Genomic DNA, 23,695 nt, shown 5'->3' with positions numbered 1-23,695 from the left:
GAACCCCATGCGCATCGTGGCACTGGCAGGCGGAATCGGCGGGGCGCGCTTCCTGCGCGGGCTCCTCGCGGCGGTCGGCCCGCAGGACGAGATCACCGTCATCGGCAACACCGGCGACGACATCCACCTCTACGGGCTCAAGGTCTGCCCCGACCTCGACACCGTGATGTACACCCTCGGCGGCGGCATCCACGAGGAACAGGGCTGGGGCCGGGCCGACGAGACCTGGTCGATCAAGGCCGAGATGAAGGAGTACGGCGTCGGCCCCGAGTGGTTCGGGCTCGGCGACCGGGACTTCGCCACCCACCTCGTCCGCAGCCAGATGCTCACCGCCGGGTACAGCCTCAGCCAGGTCACCGAGGCGCTGTGCGTGCGCTGGAAGCCCGGCGTGCGGCTGCTGCCGATGAGCGACGACCGGGTCGAGACCCACGTGCGGATCACCGACGAGCAGGGCACCCGGGCGGTCCACTTCCAGGAGTACTGGGTCAAGCTGCACGCCGCCGTGGACGCCGAGGCGATCATCCCGGTCGGCGCGGACACCGCCAAGCCCGCGCCCGGCGTGCTGGAGGCGATCGCCGAGGCCGACGTCATCCTCTTCCCGCCGTCGAACCCCGTCGTCTCGATCGGCACCATCCTCGCCGTCCCCGGCATCCGGGAGGCCGTCGCGGGCGCCCCGGCGCCGGTCGTCGGGCTCTCCCCGATCATCGGCGGGGCGCCGGTGCGCGGCATGGCCGACAAGGTCCTGGCCGCGGTCGGCGTCGAGGCCACCGCGGAGGCGGTCGCGCTGAACTACGGCTCCGCGCTCCTCGACGGCTGGCTGGTCGACACCGCCGACGAGGCGTCGGTCGCCGCCGTCGAGGGCGCCGGGATCGCCTGCCGGGCCGTCCCGCTGCTGATGACCGACGTCGAGGCCACCGCCGAGATGGCGCGGGCGGCACTGGCACTGGCCGAGCAGGTCCGCGCGTGACGCTGGAGATCCTGGGCGTCGACGGCATCCCCGAGATCGACGCGGGGGCCGACCTCGGCGCGCTCATCGCCAAGGCGGGGACGTACGAGGACGGCGACATCCTGCTGGTCACCTCGAAGATCGTCAGCAAGGCCGAGGGCCGGCTGCTGCACGCCGCCGACCGCGAGGCCGCGATCGACGCCGAGACCGTCCGGCTGGTCGCCCGACGCGGGCCGGTCCGGATCGTCGAGAACCGCAACGGCTTCGTCATGGCCGCCGCCGGGGTCGACGCCTCCAACACCCCCGACGGCACCGTGCTGCTGCTGCCCGAGGACCCGGACGCCTCGGCCCGCGCGCTGCGGGCCCGGATCCGGCGGCTCACCGGCCGCCGACTGGCCGTCGTCGTCACCGACACCTTCGGACGGCCCTGGCGCAACGGGCTCACCGACGTGGCGATCGGCGCCGCCGGGCTCCCCGTGCTGGAGGACCACCGCGGCCGCACCGACAGCCACGGCAACCGGCTGGAGATGACCGTCACCGCGACCGCCGACGAGCTCGCCGCCGCCGCCGACCTGGTCAAGGGCAAGGCCAGCGGCGTGCCGGTGGCCGTCGTGCGCGGGCTCGGCCACCTGGTCACCGACGAGGACGGCGCCGGAGCCCGGCCGCTGGTCCGGCCCTCCGCGGACGACATGTTCCGCCTCGGCACCTCCGAGGCCCTGCGCCAGGCCGTCACCCTGCGGCGCACCGTCCGCTCCTTCACCGCCGAACCGGTCGACCCGGCCGCCGTCCGCCGCGCCGTCGCGGCCGCCGTCACCGCGCCCGCCCCGCACCACACCACCCCGTGGCGGTTCGTCCTGCTGGAGTCTCCCGAGACCCGCACCCGGCTGCTCGACGCGATGCTCGCCGCCTGGCAGCGCGACCTGCGCGAGCTCGACGGCTGGGACGACGCCAGGATCGCCCGCCGCACCGCCCGCGGCGACGTCCTACGCGACGCGCCGTACCTGGTGGTGCCCTGCCTGGTGATGGACGGCTCGCACGAGTACCCCGACGCCCGGCGGGCCGGCGCCGAACGGGAGATGTTCACCGTCGCGGTCGGCGCCGCCGTGCAGAACCTGCTGGTCGCCCTCACCGGCGAGGGCTACGGCTCCGCCTGGGTCTCGTCCACCATGTTCTGCCGTGACACCGTCCGCGCCGCGCTGGACCTGCCCGCCGACTGGGACCCGATGGGCGCCGTCGCCGTCGGCCGCCCCGCCGAGGCCCCGCGCGAACGCCCGGAGCGCGGCGCGGCCGCCTTCATCGAGGTGCGGTAGCCGTCACCGCCGACGCCACCGCCGACGCCCTCCGCCGTCCTCCGGTCAGCGGTGGCGGTGGTCGTTGGGGGTGAGGCGGGGGCCGTAGCGGGGGGCGCGGGCGCCGGCGGCCAGCAGCAGGCGGCAGACCCGGTGGCGGTGCGGGCGGTAGGGCTCCAGCAGGGCCAGCATCTGGTCGTCGTCGCTGCGCGGACGGCCCGCCAGCGCCCAGCCGACCAGGTTGGGCAGGTGGAAGTCGCCGACCGAGACCGCGTCCGGGTCGCCGTTGCTGCGCTGCAGGGTCTCGGCCGCCGTCCAGACGCCGATGCCGGGGACGGCGGTGAGCCGGGCGAAGGCCTCCTCGTGGCCCATCGCGGACGCCTCCTCCAGCCGCGGCGCCAGCCGGACGGCCCGCATCACCGTCGCGGACCGCTTCGGGTCCACCCCCGCCCGGTGCCACTCCCAGCTCGGGACCATCGCCCACTCCCGCGCCGACGGCGCCACCCGCATCCCCTCGGCCGGGCCGGGGGCCGGGGTGCCGAAGTCCCGCAGCAGGGTGCGCCAGGCGCGGTAGGCCTCGTCGGTGGTGACCTTCTGCTCCAGGATCGCCGGGACCAAGGACTCCAGCACCAGGCCCGTGCGGGTCAGCCGCACCCCGGCGGTACGGCGCTGGACGTCCCGCAGCGGTCCGGGCGGCAGCACCAGCGCCTCCGGCTCGTCCTGCGCGCCCAGCAATACCGGGAGGCGGTCGAGCAGCCAGTCCGCCGCCGGGCCCCAGGCCCACGCCTCGACCTCGCCGAGCGCCGGACGGGACAGCACCCGCAGGGTGCCGACGCCCGCCGGGGTGCGGGAGGCCCGCCAGACGGCGCCGTCACCCGTGGTCCGGTACGACGGGTCGGCGGGGCCCCGGCGCAACGGCAGCAGGGTGCGGGCAGCGTCCAGCGGGAAGCCCGGCCGCCAGCGCCGCACCGAGCCGCCGCCCGTACCGTCCGACCCGCCCGTCACTGCCGTCGCCTCCCGCGCCGCCGTCGCCCACCATGGGGATATGAACGATACGCGGCTGCCGGAACTGCCCTCCGGGGACGAGATCGCGGTGCGGGCGCTGTACCGCCGGATGCTGGACGGGTGGAACCGGCGGGACGGCGCGGCCTTCGCCGGACCGTTCGCGACGGACGGCGAGGTGATCGGCTACGACGGGAGCGGGCACCGCGGCCGGTCGGTGATCGCCGCCGAGCTGGGGCGGATCTTCGCCGACCACCCGACGCCCCGGTACGTGGCCTCGGTGCGGCGGGTGCGGGCGCTGGGGCCCGGGGTGGCCCAGCTGGAGGCCGTCGCGGGGATGGTGCCGGACGGCGAGGAGGGGATCGACCCCGGGCTCAACGCGGTGCAGACGGTGATCGCGGTGAACGCCGGGGCCGGGTGGCGGATCGCACTGCTGCAGAGCACTCCGGCGCGGTACGACCTCCGGCCGGACCTGGGGACGGAGCTGACGGAGGAGCTGCGCGCCCTGGTGCGCAAGTGGGGCGACGCGGGGCCGGCGCAGGAGCGTCCGGCCCGGCCGCCGGGGTGAGGACGGGGCTCAGCGGCCCTGGAGGTGGGCGGCCCAGGAGCGGATCTCGCCGAGCCGGGTGTAGAGCCCGTCGCCCGGGCACTCGGTGGCGAAGGCGTCCCGGTGGCCGGAGATCGTGTCGAAGGACACGACCGTCCCCTTGGGGTAGCGGCTCTGCGAGGAGCCGGACGTCAGGTCGGTGTGGCCGGAGGCGTCCTGGCCGGTCAGGCCGAGCTTCCAGGCCGCGATCTTGCTCACGCCGTCCACCAGCTGCTGCGACGGGCCTTCGGAGGTGAAGGTGCCGAGCGCGGCGACGCCCGTCGAGTCGGTGTTGAAGCCGAGGGTGTGCGCGCCGAGGACGGGCTGGGCGACGCCGCCGGCCCGGCCCTCGTAGATGGTGCCGCAGCGGTCGACCAGGAAGTTGTAGCCGATGTCCCGCCAGCCGTTGCTCTGCACGTGGTACTGGTAGATCGCCCGGATCATCTGCGGCGCGTCACTGCACGCGTAGTCCGTGGCGGTGGCGGTGTGGTGGACGAAGACCGCCTTGACCGTCCCGGTGTAGACGAAGCCCGGCTCGCGCAGCGACTCGTCGGCGCCCCAGCCCGCCCGGGTCACGATGCCCGGGCGCGGCGCCTGGTGGTCGGCCGCGTCCCGGTGGGTCGCCGTGTCGCCCGGCAGGGTGCGCGGGACGGAGGCCGGCGCGGAGGCGCCCTTGCCCGGGTCGACCAGTTCCGCGCGCAACCCGGCGGGCAGCCCGTTCGGCCCGGGGGTGACCTCGATGGCCACGCCGTTGCTGGGACCGGTCCACAGCGGCGCCGTGGAGCCGCGGATGCCGGAGCGGCCGTCCCGCTCGTCGGGCGCGTCCTCGCCCTCGACGTCCAGTCGGCGCCAGTCGCCCCAGGCGCCGGTGGCCAGGCTGCGGGTGCGGACCCGGATCGAGGTGCCGGCGAGGGACTGCCGGGGGTCGTCCCAGCTCACCCCGACGAGCGAGAAGGGCTTGGTGGCGCGCTGGGTGACGCTGTGTTCGGCGGAGGCCAGCGACAGGCTCGTCACGGTGCCCCCGCCCGCGGAGGTCTGTTCGGTCGGCACCGGCTCCGCGACGGCGGCCGGGGCGAGGGTCGATGGGAGGAGCAGGGCGGCGACGCAGCTCGCGGCGGCACCGACCAGAAGTGAGATACGCATAAAACGGATATTGGACGCAAATCCCCCCTGACGTCACATCGGCTTGCGCCGCTCGCGTGCGCCGCCCGGCACCCCTCCCGGCCTCCCGCCCGAAGGCCTTAGGCTGGGGCGCACCATGACTGCGCCTTTCGCTGCCGATGCCCGCACCCCCGTCGAGCTGCTGCACGCATACCTGCGCGGCGGCACCCCTTCGGTCGATCCCGCGGCCCCGCTGGTCACCTTCTACGACGACGCCACCGGCGAACGGGTGGAGCTGTCCGCCCGCACCTTCGACAACTGGGTGGCCAAGACCGCCAACCTCCTGCAGGACGAACTCAACGCCGGCCCCGGCGACCGGGCGGCGCTGCTGCTGCCCGCCCACTGGCAGAGCGCCGTCTGGCTGCTCGCCTGCTGGTCGGTCGGGGTGACGGCGGTACCGGGCGGCGACCCGGCCACCGCCGACCTCGTGGTCAGCGGCCCGGACGGCCTGGCGGCCGCCCAGGCCTGCGAGGGCGAGCGGGTCGCGCTCGCCCTGCGCCCGCTCGGCGGCCGCTTCCCGCAACGCCCGGACGGCTTCCTGGACTACGCCGCCGAGGTGCCCGGCCAGGGCGACCGCTTCGCGCCGTACTCCCCCGTCGTCCCGGACGGGCAGGCGCTGGAGACCGCGGTGGACGGGCTGCCGCTGAAGCTGACGGGCGAGCAGACCGTCGCGCTGGCCCGGGAGGGGGCCGCCCGGCTCGGCCTCCAGCCCGGCGACCGGGTCCTGTCCACCCTCTCGTACGACGACTGGGCGGGCCTGGAGGCCGGCCTGCTGGCGCCGCTGGCGGCCGGCGCCTCGGTGGTCCTGTGCCGCAACTCGCAGGCCCTGGACGCCGAGCAGTGGGAGAAGCGGACCGAATCCGAACGGGTGACACTGCGCCTCGGGTGACCCCCGGGCCGGGGCCGGGCGGGTAGGGATCCCTGCCATGGCCGAGGACGAGACCGAGCACCCCCCGACCGCCGATCACCCGACGAACGGTCCCCCGGCGGACACTCCCCCCGAGGACGCTCCACCGGACGGCCCCGAACGCCCGCGCAGGCGCCGGCGGTGGCTGATGGTCACCGCCGGCGTCGTCGCGTTCCTGCTGGTCGCCGGCGGGGTGCTGCTCTGGATCGCCTACCGCAAGCTGGACGGCAACATCCGGACCGACGCGACCACCGACCGGCTGCTCGCCAAGCTGGAGGCCGAGCGTCCGAGCCGCTCGGCCGGCGCGCGCGGCGCCGAGAACATCCTGCTGATCGGCAGCGACGACCGCTCCGGCGCGAACGGCGCCTACGGCGGCCAGCCGGGCAGCCAGCGCTCGGACACCACGATCCTGCTGCACCTGTCGGCCGACCGGCGGCACGCGACGGCGGTGTCCGTGCCGCGCGACGTCATGGTCTCCGTGCCCGCGTGCGAACGGCCGGACGGCACCGCCGGCAAGCCGGGCCTGATGCAGTTCAACTGGGCCTTCGAGACGGGCGGCCCGGCCTGCTCCATCCGCACCGTCGAGCAGCTCAGCGGGATCCGGATCGACCACTACCTGATCCTCGACTTCAGCGGCTTCAAGACGATGGTGGACGCGATCGGCGGGGTCGAGGTGTGCGTGCCGCAGCCGATCCACGACAAGGACGCCAAGCTCGACCTGCCCGCCGGCCGGCACACGCTGCACGGCGAGCAGGCGCTCGGCTACGTCCGGGCCCGGGAGAGCCTCGGGGACGGCAGCGACACCCAGCGGATGGGCCGTCAGCAGCAGTTCCTGGCGGCGCTGATCCGCAAGGTGGAGTCGCAGGGGGTGCTGCTGAACCCGGTCCGGCTGTGGCCGGTGCTGGACGCGGCCACCTCCTCGATCCAGGCGGACGGCGGACTCTCCTCGCTCGGCGCGCTGTACGACCTCACCCAGGACCTGCGCGGCATCCCGTCCGCGAACGTCGTCTTCCTGACCGCGCCGCGCCGCCCGTACCGCTACGACTCGGACCGGGACGAGTTCGTGCAGCCGCAGACCACCCAGCTGTTCACGGCGCTGCGGGACGACCGGCCGGTGGCCGTCCGGCCGCCCGGGCCGGCGCCGTCGGCGGGGTCCGGCGCGGGGTCGGGCGCAGGGTCGAGCGCGGGGCCGGGTGCGAGCCCGGGTGCGAGCCCGGGTGCGAGCCCGGGGACGGGCTCGGCCGAGGCGGCCTTCGCCGCGGCGTCACCCTCGGCGGGCGCCTCGCCCACGTTCGAGGGACGCACCGCCGACGTGGACGCCTGCGCGCAGCACTGAACGCAGCCGGGTCGGGTCGCGCCGCAGGTCGGCGCGGGTGTGCCGGTCGGACGGGGGGAGCGGACGGAATTCACCCGTGCTTCGTTCACACATGATGCAGATCACACCAGGAACGATTCCCCCGTTCGGCTCGTCTAGTGTGTCCGGATCGGCCCGTCAGGAACAGGCGGGCCGGAGCCGTGACCGGTCGAAGGTAGGGAACCCCCGTGCACGAGGAGCAACCGGAAACCGGGCGGGCCCGGGTCGACCCGGCCCCCGGGGTCCCCCGGCAGCGCCGCCGGGCCGCCGACGCCCCCGTGGCACCGGCCGGGGAGGGCCGTCGGGACACCCGGCGGCGGGCGGCCGCCGCCGCCAAGCGGAACCGGCGCCGACGGGTGCTCAAGTGGACGGCCGGCACCGGCGCCCTGGTGCTGGTCGCGGGCTGCGGCGGGGCGTACTACCTGTACAAGCACTTCAACGACAACATCACCTCGGTCAAGGTCCAGCTGGGCGACGAGGCGGAGCGTCCCAAGGCCGCCGGGGACGCGCTGAACATCCTGGTGATCGGCACCGACAGCCGGGAGGGCCTCGGGCGCCAGTACGGCGACGAGGGCAGCACCGGGCACGCCGACACCACGCTGCTGTTCCACATCGCCAAGGACCGTACCAACGCGACGGTGATCAGCTTCCCCCGCGACTTGATGGTGCCGATCCCGGACTGCCAGACCGCCCAGGGGAAGAGGATCCCGGGCTCGCCGCGGGAGCAGTTCAACGAGAGCCTCGGCCAGGAGGGGCGGGACGCGGGCTGCACCTGGAAGGCCGTCGAGAAGAACACCGGGATCCGGGTCGACCACTTCGTGCAGGTCAACTTCGAGGCGGTGAAGACCCTCTCCGCCGCCGTCGGCGGGGTCGAGGTCTGCGCGGCCAAGGACATCAACGACCCGTTCTCGCACCTGAAGATGAGCAAGGGGCGGCACGTGGTCCAGGGCGAGGAGGCGCTGGCCTTCGTCCGCACCCGGCACGCGGTCGGCTTCGGCGGCGACCTCTCCCGGATCCCGCTGCAGCAGCAGTTCATCAGCTCGATGATCCGCAAGATCAAGAGCGACGACACCCTGACCAGCCCGACCAAGCTCTACAAGCTCGCGGACGCCGCCACCAAGGCGCTCACGGTGGACTCCGGCATCGGCAGCGTGGACAAGCTCAAGGACCTCGCGCTGGACATCAGCAAGGTCGACACCAAGAACATCACCTTCACCACCGCACCCGTCCTGGACGACACCAAGGAGAAGGGCCGGGTGGTCCTCAAGCAGCCGGACGCCGGGCAGCTGTTCGCCATGGTCGCGGGCGACCGCTCGCTGACCGGGACCGCCACCCCGCCCGCTCCCGCGGACACCGCTTCCGCCGCGCCGGGCACGCCGGCCGCCACCGCCCCGGCGGTGGACACCAAGGACGTCCAGGTGACGGTGCGCAACGGCAGCGGCAAGCGCGGACAGTCCGGGCCGACCGCCGAGAAGCTCCGGGCGAAGGGCTTCGCCCAGGCCGAGGTCGGCAGCGACGCGCCGGTCGCCGCGGACACCACGGTGTCCTACCAGCCGGGCCAGGAGGCCGCGGCCGGCGCGCTGGCCACCGCGCTCGGGCTGCCGGGCGACGCCGTCCGGCCGGCCGCGAAGGCGGATCCCAAGGCCGGGCTCCTGCTGGTGCTCGGCAAGGACGCCCTGACCGCGTCCGGCGCCCCGTCGGCGGTGCCGACCGAGGCGCCCGAGGACCTGCAGAAGGTGCAGGCGGACGACACCGACGCCTGCGCCAAGTAGCCGCGCCCGCGCCGACCGGGGCGCGAGCGCGACGGGGCGTCAGCCGGTCTTGGAGAGCACGTCCTCGGAGGCCGGGCCGACGCTGGCGATCACCCGGCGGGCCAGCGAACGCGGCGAGGTGAGGAAGCCGAAGCCCCAGCTGAGGTGCATCGTCCCGAAGGCCACCGGCAGCATCGCCCTGGCCTTGAGGGACAGCCCGCGGCCCTCGGTCACGGCCCCGCCGACGATGCCCGCCAGGTAGGCGCCGGGCACCGCGAGGAAGGCCGGGTGGACGGCGGCGCCGAGCACCAGCCCCAGGGTGACCGCGAGCAGTGCGGCCGGCGGGGCGAGGTAGCGCAGGTTGACCGAGCCGCGGTGGTAGCGGGTGACGACCCGGCGCCAGCGGCCGTAGTCCTTGTACTGCTTGGCCAGCGCCCGCACCGAGGGCCGGGGCCGGTACGTCACCTTGAGTTGCGGGGTGAACCAGACCAGGCCGCCGTCCTGGCGGATCCGGTAGTTCAGCTCCCAGTCCTGGGCGCGGATGAACTCCTCGTTGTACCCGCCGAGCTTCTCCAGCACCTCGCGGCGGAACACGCCGAGGTACACGGTGTCCGCCGGGCCGGCCAGGCCGCCGGTGTGGAAGGCCGCGTTGCCGACGCCGAGCTTGGAGGTCATCGCGGCGGCGACCGCGTTCTCCCACTCCGTCTCGCCCTCGGCGTGCATGATGCCGCCGACGTTGGCCGCCTCCATCTCGCCCAGCAGCCGGACGGCGGTCGCGATGTAGCCGGGGGTGAGCAGGCCGTGGCCGTCCACGCGCACCACTATCGGGTGGCGGGAGCCCCGGATCGCGGCGTTCAGCCCGGCGGGCGTCCGGCCGGTGGGGTTCGGCACCGTCCGCACCCGCGGGTCCTCGGCCACCAGCTCGGCGGCGATCTCGTCCGTCCGGTCGGCGGAGGGACCGAGGGCGATCACCACCTCCATCGGCCCCGGGTAGTCCTGGTCCAGGATGCGCCGGACGGCCGTGCGCAGGTGACGTTCCTCGTTGAGCACCGGCATGATCACGGAAACAGCCGGAAGCTCCTCAGCAGCCTTGGTGTTCATCGGGGCCCACCGTACCGGTGCGGACGCGTCCCCGTCTCGTCCCGGTCCGGGCGGCCGCGCGCACCTCGCGGCGCGGGCCGGGCACTGTGATCGAGAACACGTCGCCCCGCCGTCGGCACGGGCCTCCACCAGGGGTGACGAACCGGCCCGGGGCCCGGTTCAGATCGCGTAGTGGGCCACCGTGAACACCGCGTAGCCGACCAGGGCGAGCCGGTTCAGCAGGTGCTGCGGGCCGCCCAGCCGGTCCGGCAGGACGCCGGCCGGGCGCAGGTCGGGCCGGTGCGCGGCGGTGGCCACCGCCCTGGCCAGTGCCACCGGGTCGTAGCGGTCGCCGAAGTGGCCCGCCAGCCAGAGCGCCGGGCGGCTGGCGAAGGAGAACTCCCGGCCGCCGCGCAGCCGGATGGTGAGCAGGCCCCGGTGCACCGCCGCCGCGCTGATCTCCGGCCACCGGAAGCTGCGGGTGCGCAGCGCGGTGGCCACCCGCAGGCCGTCGCGGTCGGCCACCACCTGCCAGGACAGCGTCTGGGCGCAGGCGAGGATCGCCAGCGAGCCGATCCAGAGCGGGCGCACCAGGTTCTCCCACCAGCCGTCGTCGTCCAGCAGCACGACGGCGGCGGCGACCAGCAGCGCCGTGACCGGCCCGGCCGCCGCCCGCAGCGGCAGCGGCATCTCCCAGCGGCGGGCGGCCACCGGCTCGGCGTCCGGCCCGGCCTCGGGGGCGGCGGCGACGGTCTCGGCGGTCAGCGCGGCGACGGCGAGTTCGCGCTCGCGGTAGCGCTCGTTGCGCCGGCTGAGCCGCGGGGCCCGGGCGGCGGGCGCGACCACGGCCGCCACCCAGTACGGATCGGTGTCCAACAGGCCCGGGCGGACGAGGAGTTGGCGGTCGGGGCCGTCGGGGCCTCGGTACAGCACGGCGGGCACGCTGCGGCCGGCGTGGGCCAGCCAGGCGGCGGCCTCGGCGGGGGTCGCCCGGTCGAGGAACTCCTCGCAGTCCTCGTCCTGCTCGTCCTCGTCCTGGTCGAGGAGCGGGTCGGGGTAGTCGTCGTCCTCGCTGCCGGTCTCCGCGTACTCGTGCACCCAGGCCGGACCCTCCCGGCCCGGGACGCCGGACCGGGCCCACCGGTAGCGGTCGCGCTCGACCAGGCGCCAGAGCCCCGGCCCCTCCGCCGGGCCGTCCAGCGGCTGGACCAGCAGGTCGCCGCGGGCGTCGGCGCGGACCCGGACGGCGAGCGCGGGGGCGGAGCCCTCGAAGGACGGCCGGGCGCGGCGGGCGGTGGCGACGGCGGCCGAGCCGAGCAGCACCAGGCCGGGCAGGGCGATCAGCCCGCCGGCGGCCCACTGGCCGGAGAGGTCGTACGCGTCGCCCAGGGCGCGCACGGAGTCGCCGTCCACCAGCAGCGGGACGGGCTCGCCCGGCTGCGGCTGCCGCTGCCACCGGACGTCCAGGGCGGCGGTGCGCTCGGGTCCGCCGCCGGGCGGCTGGAAGCGGACGGTCAGGACCCCGTCGTGGTCGGTCGTCCCCGCCGTGCCGGTCACCCGGACGGCCCGCTCGGCGACGGCCTCCGTCCGGGCCTGCGCCCAGAGCCCGTACAGCGGGAAGGCCGCCGCGACGACGAGCAGCAGGACGCCGAGGGCGCGGCGCAGCACCGGCGGGCCGTCGTGCGGGACGGGCGAGGGCGCGCCGGCGGCCGTCCACGGGAAGGGGACGGGCGGGGCCATCAGCTCGTCCAGCTGCTGGCGGGCCCGGCGGCGGCCGGCCTCGGCGCCGAGCAGGACGGCGGTGAGCAGCACGTGGAGCAGCACCGCCGACCAGCGGGCGAGCGGGGTGACCAGGCCGTCCGGGAGGTACCAGAGCAGGGCCAGGACGACGGGCGGGACCAGCGCTCGGACCCGGACCTTGGTCACCAGCAGGACGACCTCGGCCAGCACCGACCAGCCGGCCAGCGCCGAACCCCAGGTGTCCCGGCAGATGCCCTGGGCGTTGCAGCGGGCGGCGCTCGGCTCCACCGCGGTGGCCAGGACCGCGAACGCGACCGGCACCAGGGCGAGCCAGCGGCTGTCCAGCCGCCAGGCCGTACGGGCGGCGCGCCAGCGGGCGGCCGCCCCGGCGGTGAGGGGCGCGGCGCTGGGCAGCGGCGGGGCGTCCGAGGGGAACATCGGACGATCATCTCAGCCTGCCGGATCCCGGACGTGCGCAAGGGGCCGGGTGCGGTGCGCACCCGGCCCCCGGCCCCGTGGTCCCCGATCCGGCGCCCCCCGGCGCCGGATCAGTCCGTCGCGATGGCGGCGAGGACGTTCATCCGGCCGGCCCGGAAGGCCGGGACGAGCGCGGCGACCAGACCGATCACCACCGAGGAGACCAGGGTGATCGCGATCGTGACGGTCGGCACGGAGAGCGTGCCGAGGCCCTGGTCCCGCAGGACGCCCTGGACGGTGACGCCCCACGCGAGGCCCAGCCCGGTGCCGAGGACGGCGCCGAACAGCGCGATCACCACGGACTCCAGCCGGATCATCCGGCGCAGCTGGCGGCGGGAGAGGCCGATCGCCCGCAGCAGGCCGATCTCCCGGGTCCGCTCGACCACCGACAGCGCCAGGGTGTTGACCACGCCGAGCACGGCGACCGTGATCGAGAGGGCGACCAGCCCGTAGATCAGGTAGAGCAGGGTGTTGATCTGGGACTGCACCAGCTCCTTGTAGCCGGCCTGGTCCTTGACGACCAGCTGCGGGTACTCCTTGAGCCCGTCCTGCAGGGCGGTCAGCGTCTTGGCCACGTCGGCGCCGGGGGCCGCCTTGGCGAAGAAGGTCCACACCGGCGGCTGCTCGGCCGCCGGAACGGCCGTGGCCATGGTGTCCATCGCCACGAAGGAGCCGTTGCCGAACAGCTCGCCCTTGGCGAAGACCACGCCGACCGGCAGCTCCTGAGTGCGGCCCCTGCCGTAGTCGACGCTCACCCGGTCGCCGACCTTGAGGCCGTGCTCCTTGGCGAAGGCTTCGCCGATCCCGAGCGAGCCGCGCTCGATCGAGTCCGCCGCCCCGGCCTTGACGGTCGGCCGGAAGTCGGTGCCGAAGAAGGCGGGCGGCACGGCGGTCAGCTCGGTCTTCGCCTGCTGCCCGTCCGGCAGCCGGACCTTCGGCATGAAGAACTTCTGGGTGGTGACGTGGTCGACGCCCGGGGTCCGGCGCACGATGTCCAGCATCTCGGGGGTGATCTCGGTCCGGCCGCCCTGGACGATGTAGTCCACGCCCACCGACCGGTCGATCTGCGCACTGGCCGAGGTGACCGCCGAGGAGCTGAAGACCGAGGAGGCGATCACCAGCGCCAGGCCGATCATCAGCGCGGCGGCGGTGGCACCGGTGCGGCGCGGGTTGCGCATCGCGTTGCGCTGGGCGAGCTTGCCGGACGGACCGAACACCGCCGGCAGCACCGCGCCCAGCACCCGGACGATGGCCGAGGCCAGCAGCGGACCGAGCACCACGAAGCCGACCAGGGTGAGCACCACGCCCAGGCCCAGGTACTCGCCGCCGGTGGCGGCCTTCTCCGACCGCGCGCCGAGCACCAGCAGGGCGCCGCCGCCCGCCGACAGCAGCAGGCCGAGGACGGTACGGAGCAGGTTGGCGCGGGCCTCGGCCGGGGTGCCGTGGTCGCGCAGGGCGGCCATCGGCGAGATCCGGCTCGCCCGGCGGGCCGGGAACCAGGCCGCCACCAGGGTGACCACGATGCCGAGCGCGTAGCCGGCGACGAAGACGTCCGGTCCGATCTGCAGGTCGGCCGCCTTCAGGTCCATGCCGATCGCGTTCATCAGCTTGATCAGGCCGACCGCGACACCCAGTCCGGCCGCCACCCCGAGGGTCGAGCCGAGCACGCCCAGGATCAGCGCCTCGACCAGCACCGAGCGGTTGACCTGCCGGCGGCTGCCGCCGATGGCGCGCAGCAGTCCGATCTCCCGGGTGCGCTGGGCGACCAGCATCGAGAAGGTGTTGATGATCAGGAAGCCGCCGACGATCGCCGAGACGAAGGCGAAGCCGAGCATCGCGTACTTCATGAAGTTCAACCCGCTGCCGACCTGCTTGGTGTTCTCGTCCTTCTGCTCGGCCGCGGTCTTGACCTGGTAGCCGGCGCCGACCTCGGCCACCGCCGCGGCCTTCAGCTGGTCGTCGCTGCGGCTGCCGTCGCCGTACGCCTCGATCGAGGTGAACGCCGTTTCGCCGAGCAGCAGTTGCTGGGCGGTCGGGGTGTCCAGGAAGCCGAGGGCCGCACCCGGGTTGGTGGCGGTGAAGGTCGCGATGCCCGCGATCGTGAAGTCGTGCTTGCCGGCGGAGTTCTCGACCCGGACCTTGTCGCCGAGGCCGAGCTTGGCCTTCTTCGCGGTGTCCGCGTCGAGCACCAGCTCACCGGCGCTGCGGGGCGCGTGACCGGCGGTGATGGTGACCGGGTTGCGCGGGGTGTCGGTCCAGTTGCCGAGCAGGGTCGGCGCGCCGCTGGTCGGGCCGACCAGCTTGTTGGTGGCCGGGTCGACCAGGATCGCGTTGCCGACCATGACCTGGCCGACGGCCTTCTTCACCCCGGGCAGCGCGGCGACCTCGTCGGCGAGGGCGACCGGGACGGTCGGCGGTTTGACGGCGGCCTGCTGCTCCTCGTCCTCGGCGGGCTTGGGCGGCTGGACCGAGACGTCGGAGGCGGTCGCGGCGAAGAGTTTGTCGAAGGTGCTGGTGGCGGTGTTCGAGAACACCAGGGTGCCGGAGACGAAGGCCACCGACAGCACGACGGCGATGAGCGAGAGCGCCATCCGGCCCTTGTGGGCGAAGAAGCTCCGCAGGGAGGTCTTGAGCAGCATGGTCGTGTCGTCCGCCGCTCAGCTGGTGCGCTTGCCGTCGAAACGGCGCATGCGTTCGAGGACGGAGTCGGCGGTGGGCGCGTGCATCTCGTCGACGATCACGCCGTCGGCGAGGAACAGCACGCGGTCCGCGTAGCCGGCGGCGACCGGGTCGTGGGTGACCATCACCATGGTCTGGCCCAGCTCGTCCACCGAGCGGCGCAGGAAGGTCAGCACCTCGGCACCGGCGCGGGAGTCCAGGTTCCCGGTGGGCTCGTCGCCGAAGATGATCTCGGGGCGGGCGGCCAGCGCCCGGGCCACCGCGACGCGCTGCTGCTGGCCGCCGGAGAGCTGGGTCGGGCGGTGCTTGAGCCGGCCGGCCAGGCCGACGGTCTCCACCACCTGGTCCAGCCAGGCCTGGTCGGGCTTGCGGCCCGCGATGTCCATCGGCAGCGTGATGTTCTCCAGCGCGTTCAGGGTGGGCAGCAGGTTGAACGCCTGGAAGATGAAGCCGATCTTGTCCCGGCGCAGTCTGGTCAGCTGCTTGTCCTTGAGGCCGGTGATCTCGGTGTCACCGATCCAGATCCGCCCGCCGCTGACCGTGTCCAACCCGGCCAGGCAGTGCATCAGGGTGGACTTGCCGGAGCCCGAGGGGCCCATGATCGCGGTGAACCGGCCGCGCTGGATGTCGACGTCGACCGCGTCGAGCGCGGTGACCTTGGTCTCGCCCGAACCGTACGCCTTGGTGACCTGACGGGCCGATGCGGCGACGGCGGAGGCTCCGCCGGGAAGCTGGGGGTCGTACACGGCTGCTGCTGCCGTCGTCACTGGAGTCTCCTAGGGAAGATGCGCTCGCCCGTTGGCCCCCGGCCTCACGGGTCCGCCCGCCGCGTGACACGGTGCACGCGGTGGTCCTCGACCGGGAGTTGTCCCCGCCCTCCCGGTGGACCCGGCCACCGGGCCCGACCTGATCGGGTCGCTCCCTGGCGGGTGGGGGTGTGGGAACCACGGTAGGAGCGCACGGCGGACGGCTCGTCATCCGACGGAATGAAGCGGCTCAACCAAGGTTCTACGGGGCGCGGCGCGTCTCCCCCTAGGGGGTGCCGCGGCCCGTCTCGGGGACGCCCCGTACGGGCCGCGGCCGCGGTCGTACCGCCCGGTCGGCATGGGGTCGAGCCGCCGGTCAGCTGCCGGCCGGCGACCGGACAGCGGCTGTTCAGCAGCCGGACAGCGCCGGGGCGGCCAGCCGCTCCAGCGCGGTGGCGAAGCCGTCGACGACCGGGGCGAGCAGGTCCTCCGTCCCGTGGTCGAGCAGGGTCGCGCCGTCCTCCCGGACGGTGATGTGGCGGTCGAGCACGAACCAGCCCTGGGTGATGTGCCCGGCGCCCATCGAGCTGAGCACCGGACGCAGTGCGTAGTCCACCGCGAGGACGTGCGCGGGCGAGCCCCCGGTGGCCAGCGGCAGGACGGTCTTGCCCGCGAGCGCGTACTGCGGGAGCACGTCCAGCAGGGCCTTCAACAGGCCCGAGTAGGCCGCTTTGTAGACGGGGGTGCCGATGACGACGCCGTCGGCCCGGGCGAACAGCTCGGCGACGGCGACGATCTCGGGGTGGTCGAAGTCGCCGGAGAGCAGCGGGTGCGCCGGCAGGCTGCGGGCCTCGAAGGGGACGACCTGGTGGCCGCGCTCCGCCAGGAGCGCGTCGACGTGGCGCAGCAGGCGGGTGGTGCGGGAGGTGGCGGACGGGGAGCCGGAAACGGACAGGACGACGGCCATGGGTTCACCTCTGGCTGGAAGCGGGTCGGCGCGGCGCGCTGGGAGGCGCTGCGGCGGGGGCACCGGGTGGGGTCCGGCGCCCGGTGCACTGCGTCCGTGGACGCGGCGGCACTGCGTCCGTGGACGCGGGACGTGCGGGGTTCCGACGGGCGCGCGTCAGCCGCGACAGAGCGAACAGGCCACACCACGCCGCAGGTCGACGTGCCGCCGACGCGTGAGTGCCCAACGCTGGTCCATGCCCGGAATGCAAACACGGGCCGTTCGGGCCGGTCAAGAATCGTTTCGGCCGCTGGAACGCCGGGTGTCCGGACGTTGCGGCGGAACGATCCGGTACGTGCATCAAAACTGCTACAAGAGGCCTGGTGGGCCCCCCGGGGGGAGTCAGGCGGAGCCGGGTCGGGCATCCTCGACGGCATGAACACGTGGCAGGAGGGCCGCCCGGGGGGCGGCGGGAACCCGTACGGCGGCAACGGGGGCGGCGGCGCGGCGGCCGAGCCGCCGCTGCCGGCCTCGCTGAACCCGCGCGGGCCGGGGGCGCCCGCGCCGCGGCAGCCGGCCCAGCCGCCGGCGCCGTCCCGGCTCGGCGGCGTGCCGCCGCAGGGGGCCGATGTGCCGCAGGGCGCCGGCGTGCCCGGCGGCCACCCCGGTGGTCCGGCCGGTCCCGGGCATCCGGGCGGGCCCGGCGGACAGGGCGGACCGGGCGGACCGGGCGGCGCCCGGCCGGGCGCCCCTCAGGCCCGCCGCTGGCCGCGGCGCCGGATCGTCAAGTGGTCGGTCTTCGGCCTGCTGATCGCCGTCATGGTGACCGCCGTCTCCACCTGGTTCTGGGCGGACTCCAAGCTCAACCACGAGAACGTGCTCGCCGACTACCCCGGCCGCCCCGCCGCGGGCAAGGGCACCAACTGGCTGATCGTCGGTTCCGACAGCCGCCAGGGCCTCACCGAGGGCGAGCAGGACGACCTGCACACCGGCCACGACGAGGGCAAGCGCAGCGACTCGATGATGATCCTGCACATCGGGGACAACGGGAACACCCTGATGAGCATCCCGCGCGACTCCTGGGTGCCGATCCCGGAGCACGCGGGCAGCAACGGCAAGCCGGTCAAGGGCACCACCGCGAAGATCAACTCGGCCTTCGGCGCGGGCGGCGGCCGCCTGCTCGTCCAGACCGTCGAGACGAACACCGGCATCCGGATCGACCACTACGCCGAGATCGGCTTCGCCGGCTTCGTGGGCATCGTCGACTCCATCGGCGGCGTCGAGATGAAGATCGACCAGCCCATCAAGGACAAGGACTCCGGCCTCGACCTCCAGGCCGGCGACCAGACCCTCAACGGCAAGCAGGCCCTGGCCTTCGTCCGCCAGCGCCACCAGATGGCCGACCAGGACCTCGGCCGGATGCGCAACCAGCAGAAGTTCCTCGGCGCCCTCGCGCACCAGGCCTCCTCCCCGGGCAACCTGCTCAACCCGTTCACCTTCTACCCGCTGGTCGACTCCGCGCTCGGCACCCTGATCGTCGACGAGGACTGCGGGCTGACCGACCTCGGCTCGATGTTCCTCGCCATGAAGGACGTCAACGGCGGCAGCGGCAAGTCGATGACCGTACCGATCGGCAACGCGGACTTCCGGACCAAGACCGGCGAGTCGGCGGTGCTGTGGGACGCCACCAAGTCCAAGCAGGTCTTCGACGCCTTCAAGAACGACACGCCGGTGCCGGACGTCAAGTAGTCGGCGGCTTACGGCAGTCGAGCCACCACCAGGGGTGCGCCGCGGGTCGCCGCGCCGGCCCGCCACCCTCGCCACCGCCTCCCGGGCCGCCTGGTCCGGGAGGCGCTCGCGCTCCACGGGGTGAAGTGCCGGCCGCCCGCGGGACCGGGCCTCCGGGCACCGGACCGCCGGAGACCGGTTCACAGGCGGCCGGCGAGACCACCGTCACCTGCTCGTACGTCACCTCGCCCGTTGTCGGCGCTCTGCTCGCTCATCGGTGAACCGCCGTGCCGGGGAGTCGAGTCCGGCCGCGGATCGGCCCAGGCCCGAGGGGAGTGCAGGGCGGTGGCGGAACCGGGCTGAGGGATTGCCCGGTTCCGGCCCGGACGGTCGCGCGTCCGGCTACCCTGCCCCGCCGCCGCCTCCGGGCAGCCGGTCGAGCGTGATGCCGAAGTGATCGCGGTACGCGGTGAGCGCCTCGGCGTCGGTGAGCCGCCGCTCGGTGCGGGTGCCGTCGGGGGCGGTGCGGATGAGCCGGGTGCCGCTCAGGGTGATCCGGCCACCGTCCTCGGCCGGCAGCGAGCAGGTGGTCGAGCGGGTGAAGTGCGAGTCCGGCGAGGTGCTCTGCCACCAGCACGTCGGCCCGAAGTCGGCGAGCGGGTACGGAAGCGGGTCGAGACGGTACTGCGGCTCGCCGTTCATCAGCACGTCCAGCTGGCCGTGTGCGCCGTACGGGACGACGGTGAAGGTGCCCTGCGGGTCGGTTTGCGGGCCGCGCTCGTCGAGGCGCAGCGGGAGCAGGCTGAACCGGCCGAAGCCGACGTCGACCAGCCAGGGCTCGTCCAGGTCGACCCGCAGCGCCAGGTGGTCGAACGGCGGGCCGGGGCGCTGCCCGTCGAAGACCCGGCCGGCCAGCAGGCCCACCCGGTAGCCCAGGGAGCGCAGCAGCTCGGCGAAGGCGCCGTTCAGTTCGTAGCAGAACCCGCCGCGGCGCCGGTCCACCACCTTGGCCACCAGGGCCGCCGGGTCCAGGACGACGGGCTCGCCGAGGTGGATGCCGAGGTTCTCGAAGGGGACGGACCGTAGGTGGGCCCGCTGCAGCCGCGCCAGGGCCTGCGCCGACGGCTCCCCGGGCTCCGGTACGCCGATGCGCGCCAGGTACGCCGCCCGCGCGGCGGGTGTCAGGCCCTCGTACGCCGTGTCGTGATCCATCCCGCCATTCCAGCCCGGCCGGGGCGGGCGGGCCATCGGTCCTTGGGCCTAGGACCCCGCTCCGGGCTTCTCCGGGCCTTCGCCGGGCCTTCTCCGGCCCGGCCCCGGGCCTCTCCCCGGGCGTTCCGGCGCGGAAAGGCCGCCGCCCCGGAGCGGGAAGTCGGCGGATCCGACTTCCCGCTCCGGGGCGGCAGGCACACCGGGGACGGCGGTGCCCCGGGGACGGCGGTGACTACTCGACCACGCCGGACTTGGCGATCTTGATGGCGGCCGAGGTGCGGCCGCTCTGCGAGCCGAGCGACTCGATCTTCTTCACGACGTCCATGCCCTCGACGACCTCGCCGAAGACGACGTGCTTGCCGTCCAGCCAGTCGGTGACGATGGTGGTGATGAAGAACTGCGAGCCGTTGGTGTTGCGGCCGGCGTTGGCCATCGACAGCAGGCCCGGGCGGTCGTGCTTGAGCTGGAAGTTCTCGTCCGCGAACTTCTCGCCGTAGATGCTCTTGCCGCCGGTGCCGTTGTGGTTGGTGAAGTCACCACCCTGCAGCATGAAGGCGGGGATCACGCGGTGGAAGCCGGAGCCCTCGTAGCCGAAGCCGTGCTGGCCGGTGGCCAGCTCGCGGAAGTTCTGGGCGGTCTTCGGAACGACCTCGTCGAACAGCTTGAAGACGATGCGGCCGGCCGGCTCGTCGTTGATGGTGATGTCGAAGAAAACGTTGGAACTCATACAGGGATCATGGCATGAACGTTCGGCTCCCGCGTGGTGCACCCGGGAGGGCCGGACCGGGACGGCCGAAGCTAACATCGATGTCAGGTTCGAGCCCCCCGCGGGACGAGGACCTTCGACGATCGGACGGACGACGGGGGTGGACGGCGTGCGGATCGGTGAACTGGCCCGGCGGACGGGTGTGAGCGAGCGCTCACTGCGCTACTACGAGCAGCAGGGCCTGCTGGTCGCCCGCCGCACCGGAGGCGGCCACCGCGAGTACCCGGAGACGGCGGTCGACCGGGTGGTGCACATCCAGGAACTGTTCGCGGCCGGACTGCACAGCCGGACCATCTACAAGATCCTCCCCTGCATGCGGGACTCCGACGGCGGCCCGAACGAGACCGCCACCCCGCTGCTGGTGGAGGAGCTCACCGCCGAGCGCGAGCGGATCGACCGGATGATCAACGACCTGCTGCGCTCGCGCGAGGTGCTGGACGAGGTGATCCAGACCGCCTCCGGGGCGCCGTCGCCCGGGGCGGCCTGACGGGGCAGCGCGACCGGACCGGGGCCGGGCCTGCCCGTCAGGCCTCCGCCCGCTCAGGCCGCCCGCCCGCTCAGGCCTCCGCCAGCCCGCTCAGGCCTCCGGCTTGCGGGCCAGCAGGTACGCCTGCGGGGCCTTCTCCTCCCCCTCCGGCTCACGGACCGTACGGGAGGTGACCGGCAGGCCCGCCGCCCGGGCCAACTCCTCGACGCGCTCCGGCCGCAGGCGCCGGAAGTCCAGCGACACCGGGCGCCCGAACGGCTCCTCCAGGCGCAGCGGCTCGTCCCCGACCTGGAAGGCGAGCAGCAGCCGGCCGCCGGGGGCGAGCACCCGGGCGAACTCGGCGAACACCTCCGGGAGGCGCTCGGCCGGGGTGTGGATGATCGAGTACCAGGCCACCGCGCCGGTCAACTCGCCGTCCCGGAACGGCAGGTCCAGCAGCGAGCCGACGCTGAACGGCACCTCGGGACGCTCCGCCCGGGCCAGCTCGACCATCCGCGGCGAGAGGTCGATCCCGCACGCGTCCAGGCCGAGCCCGTGCAGGTGGCCCGCCACCCAGCCCGGGCCGCAGCCGAGTTCCGCCACCCTCGCCCCGGGGCGCTCCGCCCGGACCAGTTCCGCGAACAGCCCCAGCACGGCCCGCTCCGTCGGCATGGTGTCCAGCGCGCCGCGGAAGCGGTCGGCGTAATCGGTGGCGATGGCGTCGTAGAACGCCCTGGTCGTGGCGAGGAAGTCCGGCTCGGTCATGGCCCGGCACCCTACCCGGCGGCACCGGACGTGGCATCGCCTTCGCCGACGAGCCGAGGGGGAACGGACGATGAGCACCATCGGGCCCTGTCCGGCGCATCCGCGGCCGGACCGCTTCGACCACGCGCCGGACGGGGCCGTACCGGACGAACCCCGGGCGCACGGCCGCGAGGTGCGGGCCGACGACCTCCCCGCGGACGGCTTCGGACCGCGGACCACGGACCACGGACCCCCGGAGCCTAGGACGCGGGCTGGAGGTCCAGCTCCGCCACGGCCTGGTCGCCGCTGAGCTCGCCGGTCGGGCGGAAGCCGAGTCGGGCGTAGAACCCCGCCGGGCCGTCCGGGCCGGGCACGTACGAGACGGTGGCGCGGGTGCCGCCGCGGCGGCGGATCTCGGCGCAGACCTGCTCCACGGCGAAGCGGCCGTAGCCGCCGCGCTGCGCCTCGGCGTCGACGAGCAGGCGCCAGAGCCCGGAGCGGGGGCGGTCGTCGGGCCGCTCCGGGTTGAAGCGGATGTCGAAGAAGGCCATCACGAAGCCCACCGGCCGCTCGCCGTCCAGGATCAGCCGGGGCCAGGCGGTCTCCCCGTACGCGTACGCCTCGGCCAGCGACTTCACCACCGGCGCGACCAGGCCCTCCTGGTCGGGGCGCACCCGCAGGGCCAGGGCGGCGTCGATGTTGGCGGGGGTGACGGCGGCCAGGCTGAGCGCGGTGGGTGCGGAGGTCATGGCGGGCAGCCTAGGGAACGGGCTGCCCGCCGTCGCGCGGTTTTCCGGCCCCCCCGGCCGGCTCCCGGGGCAGTCGCCCCGTCACACGCCCCTCACGCGCCGGCCGTCACGCGCCGGTCGTCACGCGCCACCGGTCAGGCGCCGCCGGTCAGGCGCCGGCCGGGTAGTCGGTGCCGCGGCCGACCTCGGCCCAGGCCTCGGCCTCCTGCCGCGCGCCCTCCAGGTGGCCGAGCACGCCGTCCACCGCGTCGCTGCCGAGCGCGAGCCGCAGCGGGGTCCGCTCGGCGGCCAGGGCGGCGAGGATCGCCGCGGCGGCCTTCTCCGGGTCACCGGGCTGCTTGCCGTCGGAGTCCGGCAGTCCGGTGCGGACCGGGCCGACCACCGGTTCGTACGCGGCGATCGGGGTGGTGTGGGCGAGCGCGCCGCCGCCCGCGAAGCCGGTCCGGAACGAGCCGGGCTCGACGACCAGCACCTTGATCCCGAACCCGGCGACCTCCTGGGCCAGCGCCTCGGACAGCCCCTCCAGCGCGAACTTGGTGGCCGAGTAGGCGCCGACACCGGGGAAGGAGAAGCGGCCGCCCATGCTGCTCATCTGGACCACCGCGCCCGAGCCCTGGGCCCGCATGTGCGGCAGCACCGCGCGGGTGAGCGCGGCCGGGCCGAAGAAGTGCAGCTCCATCAGGTCCCGCAGCTCGCGGTCGGTGTACTCCTCGACGGCGCCGATCAGGCCGCGCCCGGCGTTGTTGACCAGGACGTCGACGCGCCCGTACCGCTGCACGACCTCCTCGACCACGACGGGGATCCGCTCCTGGTCGGTCACGTCCAGCCGGACCGGGACCAGCCGGTCCGGGTGCGCGGCGGCCGACTCGGCCAGCGTCTCGGGGCGCCGGGCGGCCGCCACGACGGTGTCGCCCGCCGCCAGTGCGGCCTCGGCGATCGCCTGGCCGAAGCCGGAGTTGGCGCCGGTGACCAGCCAGACCTTGCCGGCGGGGTGCTGCTCGGAGGTGTCGCCCATGATCCGTGATCTCCCGCGATCGTCGTGCTCTGCCGGTGAGTTGACGATCATTTATGACATCGGAGGCACGGATCCGTCCAGGATGGTTCGACGCCGGACGACAGGCGGCCCCCGACCGCGGACGGGCGGTCGGGGGCCGTGGGGGCGCCGGTGCCGTGGACACCGGGGCGGTGGGCACCGGGGCGGTGGGCACCGGCCCGCGTACTGCGGCCGGGCCGATGACGGGAGTTGGGCGAGGCTACGGGAGTTGGAGGGAGGCTACGGGAGGTTGCGGGCCATCACGATGCGCTGGACCTGGTTGGTGCCCTCGTAGATCTGCGTGATCTTCGCGTCCCGCATCATCCGCTCCAC

Annotated in this window: 21 protein-coding genes; 8 read left to right on the top strand and 13 right to left on the bottom strand. The window is 74.5% G+C overall.

Translation table 11 applies throughout. The annotated features are described in order from the left end of the window. Positions 1-7 precede the first annotated feature (7 nt). Positions 8-967, top strand: a complete 960-nt coding sequence (gene cofD / locus ACZ6Y7_RS36835) for a 2-phospho-L-lactate transferase (protein WP_465762336.1) — start codon at positions 8-10, stop codon at positions 965-967. Then, a complete protein-coding gene (locus ACZ6Y7_RS36830; protein WP_465762335.1) occupies positions 964-2,256 on the top strand; it encodes a coenzyme F420-0:L-glutamate ligase in 1,293 nt (430 codons plus the stop codon). The genes cofD and ACZ6Y7_RS36830 overlap by 4 nt, the downstream gene beginning before the upstream one ends. A 45-nt stretch (positions 2,257-2,301) precedes the next feature. Here ACZ6Y7_RS36830 and ACZ6Y7_RS36825 read toward each other — a convergent pair whose 3' ends face one another. Continuing rightward, complete coding sequence (locus ACZ6Y7_RS36825; RefSeq protein WP_465762334.1) at positions 2,302-3,240, bottom strand: DNA-3-methyladenine glycosylase family protein; 939 nt, start codon at positions 3,238-3,240, stop codon at positions 2,302-2,304. Between the two features lie 40 nt (positions 3,241-3,280). Between ACZ6Y7_RS36825 and ACZ6Y7_RS36820 the strand changes: the two genes are divergently transcribed. Beyond that, positions 3,281-3,805, top strand: a complete 525-nt coding sequence (locus tag ACZ6Y7_RS36820) for an SgcJ/EcaC family oxidoreductase (protein WP_465762333.1) — start codon at positions 3,281-3,283, stop codon at positions 3,803-3,805. 9 nt (positions 3,806-3,814) lie between these two features. Here ACZ6Y7_RS36820 and ACZ6Y7_RS36815 read toward each other — a convergent pair whose 3' ends face one another. Further along, complete coding sequence (locus tag ACZ6Y7_RS36815) at positions 3,815-4,966, bottom strand: peptidoglycan recognition protein family protein (protein WP_465762332.1); 1,152 nt, start codon at positions 4,964-4,966, stop codon at positions 3,815-3,817. A gap of 115 nt (positions 4,967-5,081) precedes the next feature. On the opposite strand from ACZ6Y7_RS36815, the gene ACZ6Y7_RS36810 reads away from it, so the two are divergent. The 3 genes from ACZ6Y7_RS36810 (at position 5,082) to ACZ6Y7_RS36800 (ending at position 9,017) form a co-directional block, all read left to right on the top strand. Continuing rightward, positions 5,082-5,873 (top strand): TIGR03089 family protein, encoded by a 792-nt coding sequence (locus ACZ6Y7_RS36810; RefSeq protein WP_465762331.1) that lies wholly within the window; start codon positions 5,082-5,084, stop codon positions 5,871-5,873. Positions 5,874-5,910: 37 nt separating this feature from the next. After that, complete coding sequence (locus ACZ6Y7_RS36805) at positions 5,911-7,227, top strand: LCP family protein (RefSeq protein WP_465762330.1); 1,317 nt, start codon at positions 5,911-5,913, stop codon at positions 7,225-7,227. A gap of 206 nt (positions 7,228-7,433) precedes the next feature. After that, a complete protein-coding gene (locus ACZ6Y7_RS36800; RefSeq protein WP_465762329.1) occupies positions 7,434-9,017 on the top strand; it encodes an LCP family protein in 1,584 nt (527 codons plus the stop codon). A gap of 39 nt (positions 9,018-9,056) precedes the next feature. On the opposite strand, the gene ACZ6Y7_RS36795 is transcribed toward ACZ6Y7_RS36800, so the two are convergent. The 5 genes from ACZ6Y7_RS36795 to ssuE all read right to left on the bottom strand — a co-directional run bounded on the left by ACZ6Y7_RS36795 (position 9,057) and on the right by ssuE (position 16,685). Further along, positions 9,057-10,097, bottom strand: coding sequence for a glycosyltransferase family 2 protein (locus tag ACZ6Y7_RS36795; RefSeq protein WP_465762328.1), 1,041 nt, complete (start codon positions 10,095-10,097; stop codon positions 9,057-9,059). Positions 10,098-10,256: 159 nt separating this feature from the next. After that, on the bottom strand, positions 10,257-12,254 hold the full coding sequence (locus ACZ6Y7_RS36790) for a hypothetical protein (protein ID WP_465762327.1): 1,998 nt from the start codon (positions 12,252-12,254) through the stop codon (positions 10,257-10,259). A gap of 110 nt (positions 12,255-12,364) precedes the next feature. After that, positions 12,365-14,932: an ABC transporter permease gene (locus ACZ6Y7_RS36785; RefSeq protein ID WP_465762326.1), complete on the bottom strand. Its 2,568-nt coding sequence runs from the start codon at positions 14,930-14,932 to the stop codon at positions 12,365-12,367. 18 nt (positions 14,933-14,950) lie between these two features. After that, on the bottom strand, positions 14,951-15,739 hold the full coding sequence (locus ACZ6Y7_RS36780; RefSeq protein ID WP_402226255.1) for an ABC transporter ATP-binding protein: 789 nt from the start codon (positions 15,737-15,739) through the stop codon (positions 14,951-14,953). Between the two features lie 388 nt (positions 15,740-16,127). Then, positions 16,128-16,685, bottom strand: coding sequence for an NADPH-dependent FMN reductase (gene ssuE, locus ACZ6Y7_RS36775; protein ID WP_465762325.1), 558 nt, complete (start codon positions 16,683-16,685; stop codon positions 16,128-16,130). 414 nt (positions 16,686-17,099) lie between these two features. Here ssuE and ACZ6Y7_RS36770 point away from each other — a divergent pair, with 414 nt between their 5' ends. After that, complete coding sequence (locus tag ACZ6Y7_RS36770) at positions 17,100-18,413, top strand: LCP family protein (protein ID WP_465762324.1); 1,314 nt, start codon at positions 17,100-17,102, stop codon at positions 18,411-18,413. Positions 18,414-18,794: 381 nt separating this feature from the next. Here ACZ6Y7_RS36770 and ACZ6Y7_RS36765 read toward each other — a convergent pair whose 3' ends face one another. Beyond that, positions 18,795-19,604: an arylamine N-acetyltransferase family protein gene (locus tag ACZ6Y7_RS36765; RefSeq protein ID WP_465762323.1), complete on the bottom strand. Its 810-nt coding sequence runs from the start codon at positions 19,602-19,604 to the stop codon at positions 18,795-18,797. A 232-nt stretch (positions 19,605-19,836) separates the two neighbouring features. After that, positions 19,837-20,331: a peptidylprolyl isomerase gene (locus ACZ6Y7_RS36760; RefSeq protein WP_465762322.1), complete on the bottom strand. Its 495-nt coding sequence runs from the start codon at positions 20,329-20,331 to the stop codon at positions 19,837-19,839. Between the two features lie 148 nt (positions 20,332-20,479). Here ACZ6Y7_RS36760 and ACZ6Y7_RS36755 point away from each other — a divergent pair, with 148 nt between their 5' ends. Further along, positions 20,480-20,857, top strand: coding sequence for a MerR family transcriptional regulator (locus tag ACZ6Y7_RS36755; protein ID WP_465762321.1), 378 nt, complete (start codon positions 20,480-20,482; stop codon positions 20,855-20,857). 90 nt (positions 20,858-20,947) lie between these two features. Here ACZ6Y7_RS36755 and ACZ6Y7_RS36750 read toward each other — a convergent pair whose 3' ends face one another. The 4 genes from ACZ6Y7_RS36750 to ACZ6Y7_RS36735 form a co-directional block, all read right to left on the bottom strand. Further along, positions 20,948-21,601 carry a class I SAM-dependent DNA methyltransferase gene (locus tag ACZ6Y7_RS36750; protein ID WP_465762320.1) on the bottom strand — a complete coding sequence of 218 codons (654 nt, stop codon included), beginning with the start codon at positions 21,599-21,601 and terminating at the stop codon, positions 20,948-20,950. Positions 21,602-21,840: 239 nt separating this feature from the next. Next, positions 21,841-22,329 (bottom strand): GNAT family N-acetyltransferase, encoded by a 489-nt coding sequence (locus ACZ6Y7_RS36745; protein ID WP_465762319.1) that lies wholly within the window; start codon positions 22,327-22,329, stop codon positions 21,841-21,843. A 148-nt stretch (positions 22,330-22,477) separates the two neighbouring features. Beyond that, entirely contained in the window at positions 22,478-23,344 is an 867-nt protein-coding gene (locus tag ACZ6Y7_RS36740; RefSeq protein WP_465762318.1) for an oxidoreductase, read from the bottom strand. A gap of 258 nt (positions 23,345-23,602) precedes the next feature. Continuing rightward, on the bottom strand, positions 23,603-23,695 hold a 93-nt coding region (locus ACZ6Y7_RS36735), incomplete at its 5' end, for an acyl-CoA dehydrogenase family protein (protein ID WP_132919430.1).

The sequence above is a fragment of the Kitasatospora sp. NPDC053308 genome (assembly GCF_055585785.1).
This window is presented reverse-complemented; position numbering and strand designations above follow the sequence as displayed.

Bases quoted from the DNA above. Each gene is read 5' to 3' on its own strand.
- cofD (WP_465762336.1), top strand. From the start codon at position 8: ATGCGCATCGTGGCACTGGCAGGCGGAATCGGCGGGGCGCGCTTCCTG.
- ACZ6Y7_RS36820 (WP_465762333.1), top strand. From the start codon at position 3,281: ATGAACGATACGCGGCTGCCGGAACTGCCCTCCGGGGACGAGATCGCG.
- ACZ6Y7_RS36815 (WP_465762332.1), bottom strand. From the start codon at position 4,966: ATGCGTATCTCACTTCTGGTCGGTGCCGCCGCGAGCTGCGTCGCCGCC.
- ACZ6Y7_RS36810 (WP_465762331.1), top strand. From the start codon at position 5,082: ATGACTGCGCCTTTCGCTGCCGATGCCCGCACCCCCGTCGAGCTGCTG.
- ACZ6Y7_RS36805 (WP_465762330.1), top strand. From the start codon at position 5,911: ATGGCCGAGGACGAGACCGAGCACCCCCCGACCGCCGATCACCCGACG.
- ACZ6Y7_RS36795 (WP_465762328.1), bottom strand. From the start codon at position 10,097: ATGAACACCAAGGCTGCTGAGGAGCTTCCGGCTGTTTCCGTGATCATG.
- ACZ6Y7_RS36790 (WP_465762327.1), bottom strand. From the start codon at position 12,254: ATGTTCCCCTCGGACGCCCCGCCGCTGCCCAGCGCCGCGCCCCTCACC.
- ACZ6Y7_RS36785 (WP_465762326.1), bottom strand. From the start codon at position 14,932: ATGCTGCTCAAGACCTCCCTGCGGAGCTTCTTCGCCCACAAGGGCCGG.
- ssuE (WP_465762325.1), bottom strand. From the start codon at position 16,685: ATGGCCGTCGTCCTGTCCGTTTCCGGCTCCCCGTCCGCCACCTCCCGC.
- ACZ6Y7_RS36770 (WP_465762324.1), top strand. From the start codon at position 17,100: ATGAACACGTGGCAGGAGGGCCGCCCGGGGGGCGGCGGGAACCCGTAC.
- ACZ6Y7_RS36765 (WP_465762323.1), bottom strand. From the start codon at position 19,604: ATGGATCACGACACGGCGTACGAGGGCCTGACACCCGCCGCGCGGGCG.
- ACZ6Y7_RS36760 (WP_465762322.1), bottom strand. From the start codon at position 20,331: ATGAGTTCCAACGTTTTCTTCGACATCACCATCAACGACGAGCCGGCC.
- ACZ6Y7_RS36750 (WP_465762320.1), bottom strand. From the start codon at position 21,601: ATGACCGAGCCGGACTTCCTCGCCACGACCAGGGCGTTCTACGACGCC.
- ACZ6Y7_RS36745 (WP_465762319.1), bottom strand. From the start codon at position 22,329: ATGACCTCCGCACCCACCGCGCTCAGCCTGGCCGCCGTCACCCCCGCC.
- ACZ6Y7_RS36740 (WP_465762318.1), bottom strand. From the start codon at position 23,344: ATGGGCGACACCTCCGAGCAGCACCCCGCCGGCAAGGTCTGGCTGGTC.